This is a genomic window from Terribium retamae, from assembly GCF_022347545.1.
Taxonomy (GTDB): domain Bacteria; phylum Pseudomonadota; class Alphaproteobacteria; order Rhizobiales; family Rhizobiaceae; genus Mesorhizobium; species Mesorhizobium retamae.
In genome coordinates, this window is record NZ_JAKREW010000035.1 from 1 (window position 1) to 16,045 (window position 16,045).

Annotated in this window: 14 protein-coding genes; 9 read left to right on the forward strand and 5 right to left on the reverse strand. The window is 56.2% G+C overall.

Annotation, left to right across the window (positions count from 1 at the left end; all coding sequences use genetic code 11):
- Positions 1–88: 88 nt before the first annotated feature.
- Positions 89–1,037, reverse strand: a protein-coding gene (locus L4923_RS24200; protein ID WP_239369668.1) for an IS630 family transposase whose coding sequence is annotated in 2 segments (ribosomal slippage) — positions 89–700 and positions 702–1,037 — 948 coding nt in all. Because the reading frame shifts where the segments join, the coding sequence is not laid out codon by codon here.
- Between the two features lie 535 nt (positions 1,038–1,572).
- On the opposite strand from L4923_RS24200, the gene L4923_RS24205 reads away from it, so the two are divergent.
- Together L4923_RS24205 and L4923_RS24210 are read left to right on the forward strand one after the other, a co-directional pair.
- Positions 1,573–2,955: a lipopolysaccharide biosynthesis protein gene (locus L4923_RS24205; RefSeq protein ID WP_239369669.1), complete on the forward strand. Its 1,383-nt coding sequence runs from the start codon at positions 1,573–1,575 to the stop codon at positions 2,953–2,955.
- Positions 2,956–2,995: 40 nt separating this feature from the next.
- Complete coding sequence (locus L4923_RS24210) at positions 2,996–3,880, forward strand: glycosyltransferase family 2 protein (RefSeq protein WP_239369670.1); 885 nt, start codon at positions 2,996–2,998, stop codon at positions 3,878–3,880.
- Positions 3,881–3,898: 18 nt separating this feature from the next.
- Here the strand turns inward: L4923_RS24210 and L4923_RS24215 are convergent, their stop codons facing one another.
- A complete protein-coding gene (locus L4923_RS24215) occupies positions 3,899–4,681 on the reverse strand; it encodes a class I SAM-dependent methyltransferase (protein ID WP_239369671.1) in 783 nt (260 codons plus the stop codon).
- Between the two features lie 266 nt (positions 4,682–4,947).
- On the opposite strand from L4923_RS24215, the gene L4923_RS24220 reads away from it, so the two are divergent.
- The 7 genes from L4923_RS24220 (at position 4,948) to cysQ (ending at position 13,182) form a co-directional block, all read left to right on the forward strand.
- Positions 4,948–6,288, forward strand: a complete 1,341-nt coding sequence (locus L4923_RS24220; RefSeq protein ID WP_239369672.1) for a UDP-glucose dehydrogenase family protein — start codon at positions 4,948–4,950, stop codon at positions 6,286–6,288.
- 1 nt (position 6,289) lies between these two features.
- Complete coding sequence (locus L4923_RS24225) at positions 6,290–7,345, forward strand: Gfo/Idh/MocA family protein (RefSeq protein ID WP_239369673.1); 1,056 nt, start codon at positions 6,290–6,292, stop codon at positions 7,343–7,345.
- Positions 7,342–7,800 carry an acyltransferase gene (locus L4923_RS24230; protein ID WP_239369674.1) on the forward strand — a complete coding sequence of 153 codons (459 nt, stop codon included), beginning with the start codon at positions 7,342–7,344 and terminating at the stop codon, positions 7,798–7,800. The genes L4923_RS24225 and L4923_RS24230 overlap by 4 nt, the downstream gene beginning before the upstream one ends.
- The gene (locus L4923_RS24235) at positions 7,797–8,909 is read left to right on the forward strand and encodes a DegT/DnrJ/EryC1/StrS family aminotransferase (RefSeq protein ID WP_239369675.1); all 1,113 of its coding nucleotides are present in this window, start codon (positions 7,797–7,799) and stop codon (positions 8,907–8,909) included. The genes L4923_RS24230 and L4923_RS24235 overlap by 4 nt, the downstream gene beginning before the upstream one ends.
- Positions 8,910–9,517: 608 nt before the next feature.
- Positions 9,518–10,423 carry a sulfate adenylyltransferase subunit CysD gene (gene cysD / locus L4923_RS24240; protein ID WP_239369676.1) on the forward strand — a complete coding sequence of 302 codons (906 nt, stop codon included), beginning with the start codon at positions 9,518–9,520 and terminating at the stop codon, positions 10,421–10,423.
- A 2-nt stretch (positions 10,424–10,425) separates the two neighbouring features.
- Positions 10,426–12,363 carry a sulfate adenylyltransferase subunit CysN gene (gene cysN, locus L4923_RS24245; protein ID WP_239369677.1) on the forward strand — a complete coding sequence of 646 codons (1,938 nt, stop codon included), beginning with the start codon at positions 10,426–10,428 and terminating at the stop codon, positions 12,361–12,363.
- Between the two features lie 45 nt (positions 12,364–12,408).
- Positions 12,409–13,182: a 3'(2'),5'-bisphosphate nucleotidase CysQ gene (gene cysQ / locus L4923_RS24250; protein WP_239369705.1), complete on the forward strand. Its 774-nt coding sequence runs from the start codon at positions 12,409–12,411 to the stop codon at positions 13,180–13,182.
- 109 nt (positions 13,183–13,291) lie between these two features.
- Here the strand turns inward: cysQ and L4923_RS24255 are convergent, their stop codons facing one another.
- From L4923_RS24255 to L4923_RS24265, 3 genes are all read right to left on the reverse strand, one after another.
- A complete protein-coding gene (locus tag L4923_RS24255; protein WP_239369678.1) occupies positions 13,292–14,431 on the reverse strand; it encodes a DegT/DnrJ/EryC1/StrS family aminotransferase in 1,140 nt (379 codons plus the stop codon).
- Between the two features lie 229 nt (positions 14,432–14,660).
- Positions 14,661–15,605 carry a carbohydrate kinase family protein gene (locus L4923_RS24260; protein WP_239369679.1) on the reverse strand — a complete coding sequence of 315 codons (945 nt, stop codon included), beginning with the start codon at positions 15,603–15,605 and terminating at the stop codon, positions 14,661–14,663.
- Positions 15,606–15,607: 2 nt separating this feature from the next.
- On the reverse strand, positions 15,608–16,045 hold the full coding sequence (locus tag L4923_RS24265) for an RbsD/FucU family protein (protein WP_239369680.1): 438 nt from the start codon (positions 16,043–16,045) through the stop codon (positions 15,608–15,610).

Below are 16,045 nucleotides of genomic sequence, written 5' to 3' on the forward strand. Positions count from 1 at the left end.
CCCATGCAGAACCTGGCCCATAGCGCATCCTTTGATTCGGACGACAATGATGAACCATCAAAGCCTGGGATCAAACAGCTAGAGCGTTTCATATTTTGACGGAAGCGTATCCGGCATTTGCGAAGTAGTTTTTGCCTTCGGCTGCCTCGATGGTTTCGACGAGGTAGCCAATGTGGCGCCAAGTGTCCTCGATGGTGCGCTTCTGAGCTTGGCGCATCCAGTGTTTGATCTTGGCAAAGGCCTGCTCGATCGGATTGAGGTCTGGGGAATAGGGCGGCAAGTACCAAAGCCTGGCACCGGCAGCCTTGATCATCTGTCTGATGGCCGCCGACTTATGACTTCCGAGATTGTCCATGACGACAATATCGCCAGGCTTCAGCACGGTGATGAGTTGCTGCTCGACATAAGCGCGGAAGCATTGGCCGTTGATGGGTCCGTCGAAAACGCAAGGAGCTGCCAGCCGATCCCAGCGCAGCGCGCCGAGGAAGGTCAGCGTGCGCCAGTGGCCGTGCGGAGCCAAGCCGCGTAACCGCTTACCCTTCGGCCCCCAACCGCGCAGCGGAGCCATGTTGGTCTTGATCCAGGTCTCGTCGATGAAGACCAGGCGCCTCGGGTCCAGGCTACTCTGCCAGGAGCGCCACCGTTGACGCCTGCGAGCAATATCGGCGCGTGCCTGCTCAAGGGCGAACAATGTTTTTTTTGAAGCTCAAGCCTTCGCGTCTCAAGAACATCCAGACCGCATTGTGTGAGACCGTCACGCCGCGGGCAGCCAACTCGTCCTTCAACCGATGCAGGGTCAGCTCAGAGGTCTGGTTGATCCGCTCCACGATGAAAGCCCGGTGCGGCTCCAGTACCCGCTTGCGGTGTCCACCCATTTTGCCCGGTGACACCGATCCCGTCGCCCGATGGCGCTGCAGCAACTTCACAGCCGCCGATACAGAAATGCCGAACCGTTCCGCGGCTGACCGGCGGCTCTCACCACTCAAAACCGCTGCCACAACCCGCTCACGGAGATCATTGGAAAGAGGTCGAACCATCGGATGCTGGCCTCCAATCCAGCCAGCATCTTGAATCACAAAACACACAAGTCGGGAATCCCAATAGATTCCGTTAACCCATGAAACGCTCTAGCTGGTTGCGCTGTAGTCGATCTTGATGGCTATAAGGAGCGGGCTCCTCATTCCAGCATTCAGGGTTGACGAACTTGACGTCGTTCCGGGGGGGGCGCTTCGCCTTTGGAAGGCGTTGCTTCATCACTCATAAGGACGCCCAGTATTTTTGTTCGCAAGTTGATAGTCAGCAATATGTTGTTGTTGAACCCGTTGCCCAGAATGTAGAGGAAGGCGCGGGGACGTGAGCTCGGATATCGAGATATCGTTCTTTCCAAAAATCGATTCCGGTTTTCGGGCTGATACGCTAGATCGTAATTCAGTGGGTCCTCACCTCTGCGCAGCCATCTAGGTGGTAGAGAGGGACGGTGGATCCGGTGACATGGACGGTCCGAACGAAGTCGGGTGGCGTGTGTTTCCCCCTAATCTGAGGACTTGCGGGAATTTAGGTAGGGATGAACCAATGAAGCTTCTAGGTCGTTGGTTCGCTGGATTAATTTCGGATAGATTTTTCAGATCCGTTGGTATTTTGGTTGGAGGGACCGCCGCTGCGCATTTGATAACGATGGCAACATTGCCTATCGCTACGCGACTTTATAGGCCTGCGGATTTCGCGATCCTCGCATTTGTAACAAGCGCCAGCTCGATTATTTCGGCTGCAGCCTGTTTGCGTTTTGACATAGCAATTCCGATCCCCCGAGATGATCGTGAAGCTGTCAACTGTCTGGCTCTAGCGATTTTTTGGACAGTTGTAACGACGCTGCTTTTAGCCGTCTTGGCCGTCATGATGTCTGGACAAATAGCCCAGCTTTTCCATCGATCAGACTACGCTCCATATCTTTGGCTCGTGCCAGTCATGGTGTGTTCTATGGGGGTTTATAGTAGCTTGCAGTATTGGTTCGTTCGCAGAGGTCAGTTTTCGACAATCGCAAGCAACCGTGTCTTGCAGACATCCTCATCCGCAGCAACGCAGATAATTCTCGGAATGAGTCAATTTGCGCCGACCGGACTTTTGCTGGGTGTCGCTGCGAACTGGCTCGTAGGTTCCGTGGGACTTAGCGTGAGATTTCTTCGACGAGACACTTCCTTGCTGTCAACAGTATCCCGCTCGATGATGGTTAACGTATTTATTGCTCAGCGAAGATTCCCGATATTCTCTGCGCCTGAAGCGCTTTTGAACAGTGCATCTATCTTTGTTCCGATCGTGTTTATTTCCATCTTCGCCAACGGTCCAGAGTCGGGCTTCATCATGCTCGCTATGCAGGTCATGCAAGCACCTATGGCGCTCGTGGGATCGGCTGTCGCCAACGTTTACTTTGCGGAAGCCCCGGCACAGTTTCGAGCCAATCGGCTGGGAGAGTTCACTGACCAGATTTTTAGCCGCCTTTTGCGCAGCGGCGTTGGGCCGCTGGCCTTCGCGGGTTTTGTCGCACCGGTGACGTTTAGTTTAATTTTCGGAACCGAATGGACGCGCGCCGGCGAACTAGTCTCTTGGATGACGCCGTGGTTTATAATGCAGTTTCTTTCCAGTCCATTGTCGACCTCTCTGCTCGTCACCTCTCATCAGAGCACGGCATTCGTCCTGCAGTTGTTTGGCTTCATAGTGAGAATAGGGGCCGTTTTAGCGGCATTCTTGACCGCGCCGTCGCTTGTGGGTGAAGTCTATGCATTGTCCGGTTTGCTTTTCTACGCTGTCTATCTTGTTGTGGTGCTTGCCATAGCAAGCAATGGAATTCGTTCGCTTCGGCGAGAATTTGTTCGCTCAACGCCGATAGTGCTGTCGTGGATTCTTGCTGGATTTGCTGCCAATGTTGCGCTCGCGACGCTGTTCAGCTTAAGGGGATAGTCCCGGGTAAGCACCAGTTCAATATCACGGAAAATTTCGCATGACTGATGTATCGGTTGTTCTGGCTGCGTATAACGAGCAGCGCTGGATTCGAGCGGCCGTCGAAAGCATTTTGGCGCAAGAAGGACTCGAATTTGAACTGATCGTTGTAGATGACAATTCGACTGATGAAACCTATTCGATACTCAGCGAAATCGAGAGTCGATCTACGCGACTGAAAGTCGTAAAAAACCCGAAAAAGGGAAAGGTCTCGGCGTTCAACTTCGGTGTAGCGATGGCGAGAGGTGACTGGGTGTGTCTATTCGCCGGCGATGATGTGATGCCGGAAGGGAGCCTAGCAGCGCGTTGGCGCGGAATTAGCGATGTGAACAGCGAGCGTCCGGTGGTCGGACTCTGCCGCATCCAGCAAATTTCGGAGGTAAAGTCCCAAGACGGGATTATAGTTCCAAAGGATCCTTTAAAGGGCGTTATGTCAGGCCAATCTTACCTGATGGATCGGCGGGCTGTTAAAGAGGTCTTTCCAGTCCCCGAACAGTTTCCAAATGAAGATACCTGGATTGAGATCGCAATTATCTATCTCTCCTTTCATGTCATACATACGCCTGTCATAGGGTGTTTCTGGCGTGTCCACGAAGGCAACAGTATCAACTACCTCTCTGACTTCACGACTTTCCACAAACGCATTGGGATCCGCATGAGCGCCTACCGTGTCTTCTTAGATCGCCGAGGAACTGAGATGGCTTCAGAGGCCCGTCATCGCCTAGAGGCTCGAGCAGCTTGTGAAGAGGCGCGAAGCAGGGGGAGCATAATTGGTATTTTGGCTAGCGGCGCATCTATAAGGGACAAGCTTCGCGCACTCCTTCTGGTCAATCCATTTATGTATAGGATCAGAAGCCGATTCTATCGGCTGATATCTGGTTGGTAGTGTCGCCTAGGACTGCTGTTAACGAGCCTTTCGCAAGATTATGAGGTTCCAGCCATACAGGTTGGAAAGGCCTGCTCCCAGTCTCTTGTCCATCTGGTCAAATCCGCGCATGATTGACGGGTTGACAAACCAACGCATTGCTTGTCCAAGAGATGGAAGCAGCCGGTCGCAAACGCGGGATCCGAGGTAGACGGACCAATACCAGTTGTTGGCAAGTGCGCCGATCGCCATTTCATGCTTCTCGATATCAAATCCATACGAACGGAACGTAGCATCCCATTCGCTTGGAGACTTAAACTGAAGGTGTGCCTCGCCGGGCGCGTAGACGCGTCCTCGGGCGAGCATTCGCTTGTTCACTGCTTCAAGAAGTGTCCGCTTGTTAGGAACTGTACAGAATACCATGCCCTCTGTGCCTAGGGCTTTGTGAAAAGCTGGCAGTACATCATTCAGATTAGCGATATGTTCGATGACGTCGAATGCTGTTATCAAATCAAATGATCTGTCGGAAGGAATGTTGACAGTCAGCTCCGGTTGGAATGCTGCACGCGACCAATCGTACTTCGACGCAAAGATTTTCATACGTGAAACATCAAGGTCAACTGAAGTCACTTGATGTCCGCGTTCGGCAAAATAGTAAGTTTCTCGAAGGGATCCTGCGCCGAAATCGAGAATTCTGCTGGGCTTTTTTAGGTCGGACGCCACATTTTCGAAAATCGACCACCGATATTCGATGTTTCGTGTATTACATCCGACGATTTTCGGAACGTCGGTTGTCCGATCATAGCTGAGTTGGTCTGACATTTTTTGCTCCGGGCAAATAAATGTCCGCGGCTGAGCGGAGCCACCACATTTGTGCGCTGCACCTAGGATGGGTGAGGATAAAGAGACCGGAAGCAGATGTCACCTAGATCGGATGTCTTACGGAAAACGGGTTTCGTCGGATGGGGGCGATCGCTTTTCGCCCCTCCTTGTGACATGGCTCCATATGGGTTATTGCGGCGCGGCGGTGTCAAATCTGACATAACTGACTCCGCTCAACGTGTCTGGCGATCGAACGAGCAGGCTGTATGCGAATAACGGTATTAGGAAGTGGTTATGTTGGCTTAGTGGCCGGTACATGCCTCTCTGTTCTGGGCAATGATGTTATCTGCCTCGACCTCGACGAACTTAAAATAGAAAAACTGCGCCAGGCAGTCCTGCCTATTTATGAGCCAGGACTCGACAGCAATGTGGCAGAGATGGTCAAGGTCGGTCGCTTACGGTTTACGTCGAAGTATGAAGAGGGTGTGGCACACGCGGATATTATTTTTGTCGCAGTGGGGACGCCGCAAGCAAAGAATGGCGCTGCAGATCTTTCGTTTATTCGTGCGGCAGCAGCCGGGGTCGGCCGACATCTGGTGAAAAAATCGATCATCGTCATCAAATCAACGGTCCCCGTTGGGACAGCACATATGGTCAAAGAGATCGTGGAAGGCGAATTAGCGTCGCGGCAACGGACGGATGTCCAGTTTGCTGTGGTCAGCAATCCGGAGTTCCTCAGAGAAGGCAACGCCATACAGGATTTCATGCGGCCGGATCGCATTGTGATCGGCAGCGACGATGCTTGGGCGGTAGAAATAATGCGCCGCATCTACGCTCCTTTGAGCCGAAATCATGACAAGCTTCTAGTCATGTCTCCCAGAAGCGCCGAACTGACAAAATACGCGTCAAATGCGATGCTCGCGACACGCATCAGCTTCATGAACGAATTGAGCCGCTTCGCTGAGGCTGCCGGAGGTAACATCGAAGATGTCCGGCGAGGTATCGGCGAGGACTCTCGTATTGGCCGACATTTTCTGTACGCTGGGGCCGGCTATGGTGGAAGTTGCTTCCCGAAAGACGTTCGTGCTCTCGTCAGTGCAGGGCGCAGCCTCGGAATTGACATGTCGATTCTTGCCGCGGTGGACACGGTGAATAATCAACAAAAGACGATTCTCTTCGAAAAGATCGCGTCCTTCTTTGCCTCCCGCGGAGGATTGAAAGGTAAAACTATCGCAATCTGGGGGCTGGCGTTTAAGCCCGACACGGACGATGTTCGTGAGGCGCCGAGCTTGGCGCTAATCGAGCGGCTGCTTTCCGCTGGTGCTCAAGTGCGCGCCTACGATCCCATTGCGGTCCATACGGCAAAAACGGCGCTTGGATCGACAGATCTGGTCACCTTTTGCTCCTCTGCTTACGAGGCGCTTGCTGGCGCGGATGCCTTAGCGCTCGTCACAGAGTACCGGGAATTCAGAACTCCTGATTTCGATCGGATAGCCGCAAGCCTCACGGAAAAGGCTGTATTCGACGGGCGAAATCTCTACGCCAGGGCGGATCTTGAGGCTGCCGGGCTGCACTACTTTGACATTGGACGCGGAAATGGGGTCTGATTTGAACTTCGCCATCGTAGGGTGTGGCCGCATTGCCAAACGGCACACTGAATTGCTTGGACTCGGCCAGATCGAAAATGCACGTCTTGTGGCGGTCTGCGATACGAATGGGGAGAAGGCTGCTGCGGTCGCGTCGCGTTTCGGCGTGATACCTTTCACAGATTATCGCACGATGATGACCAGCGAGCCGATCGATGTAGTTGTCGTCTTGTCCGAAAGCGGGTTGCACGCGCGTCACGTCATCGATCTCGCCAGCTTCGGCAAACATATCATCGTAGAGAAGCCGATGGCTCTCACCGTCGCCGATGCAGACCAGATGATCGCCGCATGTGAGCAACATGGAGGCCGGCTATTTGTCGTGAAGCAAAATCGGTTCAATGTGCCGGTTCTCAAGCTTCGCGAGGCTCTAGAGAGAAACAGATTCGGCAAGCTGATTCTCGGAACTGTACGAGTCCGTTGGGCCCGTCCTCAAAGCTACTACGATCAAGATCCATGGCGTGGAACATGGGCACTGGATGGCGGCGTCCTGACGAATCAAGCCAGCCATCATGTCGACTTGCTAGAATGGATGATGGGTGATGTCGAAAGCGTCTACGCCATGTCTACGACGGCGTTGGCGAAAATCGAGGCGGAAGACACACTCGTTGCCACCTTAAGGTTTAAATCGGGGGCCCTCGGCGCGATCGAAGCGACTACCGCTGCACGGCCCACCGATCTGGAAGGGTCGATCTCGATCCTTGGCGAAAAAGGAACCGTCGAAATCGGCGGGTTCGCCGTTAACAAGATGCGTGTGTGGAATTTTACTGACGACGAACCAAGCGACGCTGAAGTTCTGGAAAAATACTCTGTCAATCCACCAAGTGTTTATGGCTTCGGGCATCAGGCATTCTATGAGCACGTGGTCGACAGCATCATCCACAATCGGCAGGCGTTGATTGACGGTGTGGAAGGAAAAAAGAGCATCCGTCTTATCAATGCGATCTATAAGTCGGTCGAGACAGGTCGGGAGGTCCGGCTCGATGAAGGAAACCACTTGTCTCGGCTTGGCGGCAAATGAGCATCCGGCAAATAGGCATTTTAAATGTTTCTATGGGCCGAGATGTCACGGTCGTCGAGCCTTCAAATATCTACGGATGCACTTTGGGCGATGATGTTTTCATTGGTCCGTTTGTCGAAATCCAGAAAGATGTCCGCGTCGGTAAACGAACTCGGGTTCAATCGCACAGCTTCATCTGCGAGCTTGTGACCATTGGCGAAGATTGCTTCATTGGACACGGGGTGATGTTTGTCAATGACACTTTTTCCATTGGTGGGCCGGCCCGAGGCGACCGAACGCAATGGAGATCTACAATGATCGGATCGAACGTGTCGATAGGCAGCAATGCGACGATCATGCCGGTCTCGATATGCGACAATGTCGTTATCGGCGCGGGCGCGGTGGTCGTCAAAGACATCGTCGAGCCGGGCGTATATGCGGGTAATCCCGCCAAATTCATTCGGAGTCACGCATGATCAAGTTCCTGGATCTGAAACTCCAGTATGAATCTATCAAGGACGAGATAGATGCTGCGATCCGCGATGTCATCGCTACTTCCAGCTTTGTAGGGGGGCCTTACATCCGAACATTCGAAGGGGAATTTGCAGAATGGACGGGGGTTGAGAACTGTATTGGCGTAGCCAACGGCACGGATGCGCTCGAAATAGCCATCGAGGCGCTTGACCTTCCTAGCGGCAGTGAAATCATTGTGCCTGCCAATAGCTTCATAGCGAGTTCTGAAGCAGTCACCCGCAATGGCCATCGCGTCGTCTTTGCTGATATATCACCAGAACACTACACGCTTACCCCTGATACAATTCGAGCCAAGCTCACCTCCGCAACGCGCGCTGTGATGCCTGTCCACCTCTACGGACACCCATGCGAGATGGGGCCAATTCTTGAATTGGCGAGTTCAGCTGGTCTTCGTGTTATCGAGGATTGTGCGCAGGCGCACGGAGCGAAGTACAAAGGGAAAAAAGTCGGCGGTTTCGGTGATGTGGCAACGTTCAGCTTCTTCCCAGGTAAGAATCTGGGTGCCTACGGCGATGCTGGCGCAATCGTCACAAATAATCGGTCGTTGGCGGAACGGATGAGGATGATTGCCAATCATGGTCGCACTGGCAAGTACGATCATCAGTTCGAAGGACGAAGCTCGCGTTTGGATGGCATCCAGGCTGCGATTCTTTCCGTCAAGTTGAGGCATCTAGACAAATGGACGGCCAAAAGGATTGAGGTCGCGGATAGTTATATTGAAGAACTTTCCGGTCTTGCCGGGCTGACGCTTCCGAAGCGCCAGGAATGGGCAGTTCAAGTCTATCATCTCTTCGTGGTTCGCACCGAAAAACGCGATCAGTTGGCCGCCTACCTAGCCGAGCAAGGGATTTCTACCGGTGTGCACTATCCGATCGCGCTACCAAAGCTCGCCGCCTACAACCATCTGGGTCAGGGTCAGGAGGTAATGTTCGCCAATTTGGCCGACGAGAGCCTGCTCAGCCTACCGATCGGTGAGCATATGACGACTGATGATGTGAAGCTGGTAGCGTCCGCAGTTCGGTCTTTCTTCGACAGCAAAAGGGGGCTCTAACATCTTCCTGCAGAACCTGCGTCACAGGAACATGAAAACGAGTATGAGGTATCGTCTTTCGCGTGATTTTCGAAACTGGGGCCGAGAATTTTCCCTTCGTCACCTTGCATTGCCTGTCTGACTATCTGGGAACGCAGGTTGAGGAAGCAGTGTTACCTCGATCGCCGGTAAGCGCATTCAGGCCGTTTTGTGTTGGCCGCAATCAAAGCAGTCTGGACACTCGGATTCCCGAGTGACGACCACTATGCCTTCAGTTCTATAAGCCGGATGGCTCGTCCAGCTTAGACTATGTGCCAGCCTTTCGGCGGGCTATCGCGAAGTTTCTAGCGTTCCATATGCTGATTGTTATCTCGGTGCAATCAGCAACTTTAGCGCTTGATGCTACTTGCCGAACCGAATGCAAATGAAATTCCAGCAATCGCATCTTGTGTGCAAAATTTATCTCTTGATGGACGAGCAAAGAGCCTCGCCAATGTTGGCTCAGCCTATTTCTGGCGCTAGAAGATGGCTGGTTCGGCACCAGGCTAAGAACCGCGACAGCTGATCCGCCAGAGGTTGTTCGTTCTGATCCATATCGGGCGGAACCGCGGCGATAAGAGACCTCAGCGATGACCATGGCACTCACCCACCTCCAGCGGTTGGAAGCCGAGTCCATCCATATTTTCCGCGAGGTTGCGGCCAATTTCTCCAAGCCGGTGATGCTTTATTCCGTCGGCAAGGACTCATCGGTCCTCATGCATCTGGCGATGAAGGCCTTTTATCCGGCCAAGCCGCCGTTTCCGTTCCTGCATGTCGACACCACCTGGAAGTTCCGCGAGATGATCGCCTTCCGCGACCAGATGGCGGAGAAGCTCGGCTTCGATCTTCTGGTGCATGTCAATGAAGACGGCGTGCGCGATAACATCAATCCGTTCGACCACGGATCGAACGTGCACACCCATGTCATGAAGACGGTGGGGCTGCGCCAGGCGCTTGATAAATACGGCTTCGACGCAGCATTCGGCGGCGCCCGCCGCGATGAGGAGAAGTCGCGGGCCAAGGAGCGCATCTTCTCGTTTCGTAATGCCAGCCATGCCTGGGATCCGAAGAACCAGCGGCCGGAGATGTGGAACATCTACAACACCCGGATCGCCGCTGGGGAATCGATCCGCGTCTTCCCGCTATCCAACTGGACCGAGCTCGATATCTGGCAGTACATCCTGCAGGAAGACATCCCGATCGTGCCGCTCTATTTCGCCAAGGAGCGGCCGGTGGTCGAGCGTGACGGCATGCTGATCCTGAAGGACGATGACCGCATGAAGCTGCGTCCTGATGAAGTGGTCGAGAATCGGCTGGTGCGTTTCCGCACGCTCGGCTGCTATCCGCTTACCGGTGCCATCGAATCCAGCGCTGATACGCTGGAAGCCATCGTCGGCGAGATGCTGACGGCGCGAACGTCGGAGCGGCAAGGGCGCCTCATCGATCGCGACGAAGCCGGTTCGATGGAAAAAAAGAAGCGCGAGGGGTATTTTTGAGAATGCGCCATGTTCCGGCAAAGACCCTCGAGCCGAGCAACGAGGTGCGCGACTATCTGGCCGCGCAGGAGAAGAAGTCGCTGCTGCGATTCCTCACCTGCGGGTCGGTCGACGACGGCAAGTCGACGCTGATCGGACGGCTGCTCTCTGACACCAAACAGATCTTCGAGGATCAACTCGCAGCGCTCGAGCGCGATTCCCGCAAGCACGGCACGACCGGCGAAGATGTCGATTTCGCGCTTCTGGTTGACGGTCTCGAAGCCGAACGCGAGCAGGGCATCACCATCGACGTTGCCTATCGCTTCTTCGCAACGCCGAAGCGCAAGTTCATTGTTGCCGACACACCAGGCCACGAGCAATACACCCGCAACATGGCGACGGGCGCCTCCACAGCCGATCTCGCCATCGTGCTGGTCGACGCACGCCAGGGCGTGCTGCGCCAGACGAGACGCCACTCCATCATCGCTTCGCTGCTTGGCATCCGTCACATCGTGCTGGCGGTGAACAAGATCGACCTGGTCGGCTTCGACCGCGTCACCTTTGATCGCATTGTTGCCGAGTATCGGGATTTTGCGCGCGATCTCGGCTTTGAAAGCATCATGCCGATCCCGATGTCGGCGCGCTATGGCGACAATGTCTCGGCGCGTTCGGAGCGTCTGGCCTGGTATCAGGGCCCGACCTTGATCGAACATCTGGAAACAGTGCCGGTTGGCAGCGCTTCTGCCGAACAGCCATTCCGTTTTCCTGTGCAATATGTGAACCGGCCGAACCTCGATTTCCGCGGCTTTGCCGGCACCATTGCCTCCGGCTCGATATCGCGCGGCGACGAGGTGGTGGTGGCAAAGTCCGGCCGCTCCGCCCATGTCAAGCGCATCGTCTCTTATGGCGGCGACCTTCAAAAGGCGATTGCCGGCCAGGCGGTGACGCTGGTTCTGGATGAAGAGGTCGAGGTCTCGCGCGGCAATATGCTGGTACAGCCGGATGCGCGCCCGCAGGTCTCCGATCAGTTCGCCGCCAATCTGGTGTGGTTCGACGAACAGGCATTGCTGCCAGGCCGCTCCTACATCCTGCGCACCGAGACGGACGAGGCCAGCGCCACCGTCACCGAACTGAAGCATCGGCTCAACATCAATGATTTCGGAGAAGAAGCGGCGAAGTCGTTGGAGATGAACGAGGTCGGCGTCGTCAACATCTCGACCCGCACACCGATCGCTTTCGATGCCTTTGCTGAAAATCGCTCGACCGGGGCCTTCATCCTGATCGATCGCATCACCAATGCGACTGTCGGCGCCGGCATGATCCAGCATGCGCTGCGCCGTGCCGAAAATATCCATTGGCAGTCGCTCGATATCGACAAGCGCGCTCGGTCAGACATGAAACACCAGCGGCCGGCTGTGTTCTGGTTCACTGGCCTTTCAGGCTCCGGCAAATCGACGATTGCCAATCTGCTCGAGAAGAAGCTCGCCGCCACCGGCCGCCACACCTATCTGCTGGACGGCGACAATGTCCGTCACGGCCTCAACCGCGACCTTGGCTTCACCGATGCCGACCGCGTCGAGAATATCCGCCGTGTCGCCGAGGTGGCGAAGCTTATGACGGATGCTGGCCTGATCGTGTTGGTTTCCTTTATCTCGCCGTTCCGCGCCGAGCGGCGGCTTGCGCGCGAACTGATGGCTGGCGGCGAGTTTGTGGAAGTGTTTGTCGATACACCCTTCGAGGAATGTGCGCGCCGCGATCCGAAGGGTCTCTATGCGCGGGCGTTGCGCGGCGAGATCAAGAACTTCACCGGCGTCGATTCTCCTTATGAGCCGCCGGAGAACCCGGAGATCCGCCTCCAGACGATCGGCAGAACCGTCGAAGAGATGGTCGATATCCTGGACGACTGGCTGGCCGAGCGCGACAAGGCAGAAACGCAGTATGAAAGCGGTGGCGGCATTTAAATGAGTCCCGATCAGATCCCGGGGGAGGCGGCTGCTGATGCGGCGATGGTTGCTGTATTCGAAAACCTGTCATTGACCGCCGGCCGCGCCATCATGCGCATCTTTCATAAAGGCTGCGCGGTCGATGCCAAGGCGGATGCCTCACCGGTAACCGAGGCCGACCGGGAGGCGGAGCAGATCATTCTGGCCGGTCTCCGCGAAATCTATCCGGATATTCCTTGCGTGGCGGAAGAAGAGGCCAGCGCCGGCATCCTGCCGGCCTCGCTGGGCAAGACCTTCTTCCTGATAGATCCGCTCGACGGCACGAAAGAGTTCGTCAAGCGTGGCAATGATTTCACCGTCAACATCGCGCTGGTACGCGATGGTGTGCCGGAAGTTGGGGTTGTCTTCGCGCCGTGCTCGGGAAAGCTTTATTCAGGGCGGCCGGGCAGGGCGGAAGCCGCAGACGTGGAGGCCAGCCTCGGCGTGGTTGCACGCAGAGCGATCACAGCACGCGCAGCCGCTTCGCCGCTCGCGGTCGTCGCCAGCCGCTCGCATCGAACGGCGGAAACCGACGATTATATCGCGACGCTCGGCCCGGCGGAGATCGTTTCGATCGGCTCGTCGTTGAAGTTTTGCCTGCTGGCGGAGGCGGTGGCCGATATCTATCCGCGCTTTGGCCGCACCATGGAATGGGATACGGCGGCGGGCGACGCCGTACTGCGCGCGGCCGGAGGCAGCACCTCGACGCTTGATGGCGCGCCGCTTACCTATGGCAAGCGAAACCAGGGGCACGATGCCGATTTCGCCAATCCGTTCTTTATAGCCAAGGGCAGGTAAGAGCGGGCCTATCCCCGTCCATTAGGGATGTGGGCCGAGCAATCTATCGCGTAAGGCGACAGCTTATATTGCTGTCGCCTCTACCATATTCCTGCTGTGAGGCAGCCGATTACTCCGCCGCCTGGGCCGAGTTTGAGCCGATATAGTTACGGATCGTCTCGATGATCCGATCCTGGTCGGCTTCGTTTAGATAGGGGTGCATCGGCAGGCAGAGGATCCGCTTGGGCAGGCCTTCCGATACCGCTAGGCCCGTCGGCGTGCGCGGGAAGTGGCGATAGGCAACCTGCTCGTGCAGCGGCTTGACGTAATAGATAACGGACGGAATGCCCTTTTCCTGAAGATGCGCCTTCAGCCCATCACGCTTTGGCGTCTCGATGGCGTATTGCGCCCAAGCAGACCGGGTGCCGTCTAGATTACGCGCTACCGTGACGATGTCGCCGAGGCTCTCGGCGTAACGCGCCGCCACTTTCTGGCGGGCGACCATCTCGTCTTCCAGGATCGCAAGCTTTTCGATCAGGATCGCAGCCTGCAGCGTGTCCAAGCGCGAATTGATGCCAACATGGACGTTGTCGTACTGGGTCTCGCCCTTGCCGTGGAATGCGAAAGACCGCAGCTTTTCGGCAAGAGCCGCATCATTGGTGAACATCGCGCCGCCGTCCCCATAGCAGCCGAGCGGCTTTGCCGGGTAGAACGAGGTGCCTGCAACATGGCCGAAGGCACCGCATTTGGCATTGTCGGCGGTGCCGCCGATGGATTGCGCCGCATCCTCGATGACAAGCAGGTTCTCGCGTTTGGCAATCGCCATGATGGCATCGTAATCCGCGGCGAGCCCGAACAGATCGACCGGAATGATTGCCTTCGGCTTCAGCCGCCCTTCAGCCTTGACCATGGCGATCGCCGCTTCCAGGCTTTCGATGTCGATGTTGTAGGTCTTGGCATCGACGTCGACGAAAATCGGTTCGGCCTTGGCCAATGCAACCACTTCGGCGGTCGCGGCGAAGGTGAAGCTCGGTACGAATACGGCATCGCCAGGCCCGACGCCGGAAGCGTAGAGCGGCAGCAGCAACGCGTCGGTGCCGTTGGCGCAGGCCACGACATGCTTGACCCCGACATAGTCGGCCAGCTTGGCTTCGAATTCGGCGACCTGAGGCCCCAGAATATAGCGGCCCTCCTCGACGACGCGGTCCATGGCCGCCTTCAGCCTGTCTTGGATGCGTGCGCGCTGCGCGCCTAGATCGATAAACTGCATGTCGGCCCCGAATTTTGCCTGATAACGCGCCGCTGGTACCAGAGTTGCACGGCGGGCGAAAGATTTGCGGCAGGGCTGCGGCTTTAGGCAGCGCCAAGCCTCGTTACCGACGGGGCCAACTTGCCCGAAGCGAAAAGCCGCAAAGTCAGGCTTTTGCAGCACTTTTCACGCTGTTGGTCGCACACTGTACCGCCGGCGGCGAAACATAATGTGATTGCGGCTGCGACCCTTAGCCGGCGACAGCGGCACTTTCCACGAGTTCCTGCCGCCAGGGCGGATTGGCGCCGGCACGGGCAACGGTAATGGCGGCGGCCTTGGCGCTGAAGGCGAGCACCGTACGGATCTGGTTTTCGGAAAGACCAGCAATGGCCTCCTTGGTGAGCAGCCCTTGATCGCGCAGCGAGGCGAGAATGCCAGCATTGATGGTGTCGCCGGCGCCAACGGTATCGACAACCTTCACTTGTGGGGCCGCCACGGCAACCATATGGTTCCTGGAAAAGGCTACCAGACCCTTGGCACCTTGCGTCACCACCATCAGGCTTGGGCCGAGGCCAAGCCAGCGTGCCGCAATTTCCTGAAGGGAACCGGTCTCGCCGAACCAGTCCAGATCTTCGTCCGATAGCTTCACGATATCGGCCAGCGCCAGCATGCGCTTCATGCGGCCAAGGTGCTTTGGCTTGTCCGCAATGAAACCCTTGCGGATGTTGGGATCGAACATCATCACCCGTTTGTTGTGTTCGCGGCGCATCAGCGCTTCGTAGGTCGATCCACAAGGTTCAGGAACGAGGCTCATGCACGAGAAATGCATCGCTTCGACGTCGTCCCCAACGGCAGGGTGATCTGCCTCATAGAGCATGCGTCCAGCGGTGTTTTCATCGTAAAACAGATAGCTGGCATGTCCGTCGACCAGGCGCACCAGCGCAAGCGTCGTTGGAAGTGGCGAGAATTTTATCTGATCCAGTTGGACATTGCTGGCCGCCAGTGCCGCTTTCAGCATATCACCGAAAAAATCCGTCGACAGGCCGGTGAAAAAGCTGACAGGAAGGTCGAGCCGTCCAAGCGCTACCGCTGTGTTGAAAACAGCGCCGCCGACATAAGGCGCAAAAGCAGCTTCGCCAGCTGTCGTTTGACGCGGCAGCATATCGATCAGGGCTTCGCCGCAGCACAGGATCATGGTCAGGCTCCGGCGGGATAGATGACGCCCTTGCGGACGATGATGTTGGCATAAAGCCGGGGTTCGGATGTCTGGACGATGGCGTGAGCCGCCTTCACCCTGGCGTAGAAGTCGGCACCGGGCATGGCGACCACCTTGCGGCCGGGGGCCCGTTTGGCGCAGATCGCCTCGATCTCGCCATGGACGGGATCGACCTGCTTCGGATCGCCCTTTTTCGAAGAGCGGAACAACGCCTCCTCGACAAAATCGTCCACCGGAAGAACGGAAAGAATGGCGTCGAGCATCGGCACCAAGTCAACGCCATCGGCGCGGATCAGGCGTGTCGCCTGTTCTTCTGCCGGATAATTGCCGTCGACGATGGCGATTTCGTCGCCGTGGCCCATGCCGCGGAGCAGGGCGAGAAGTTCGGGCCCGAGTAAAGGAGAAATGCCGATCAGCAT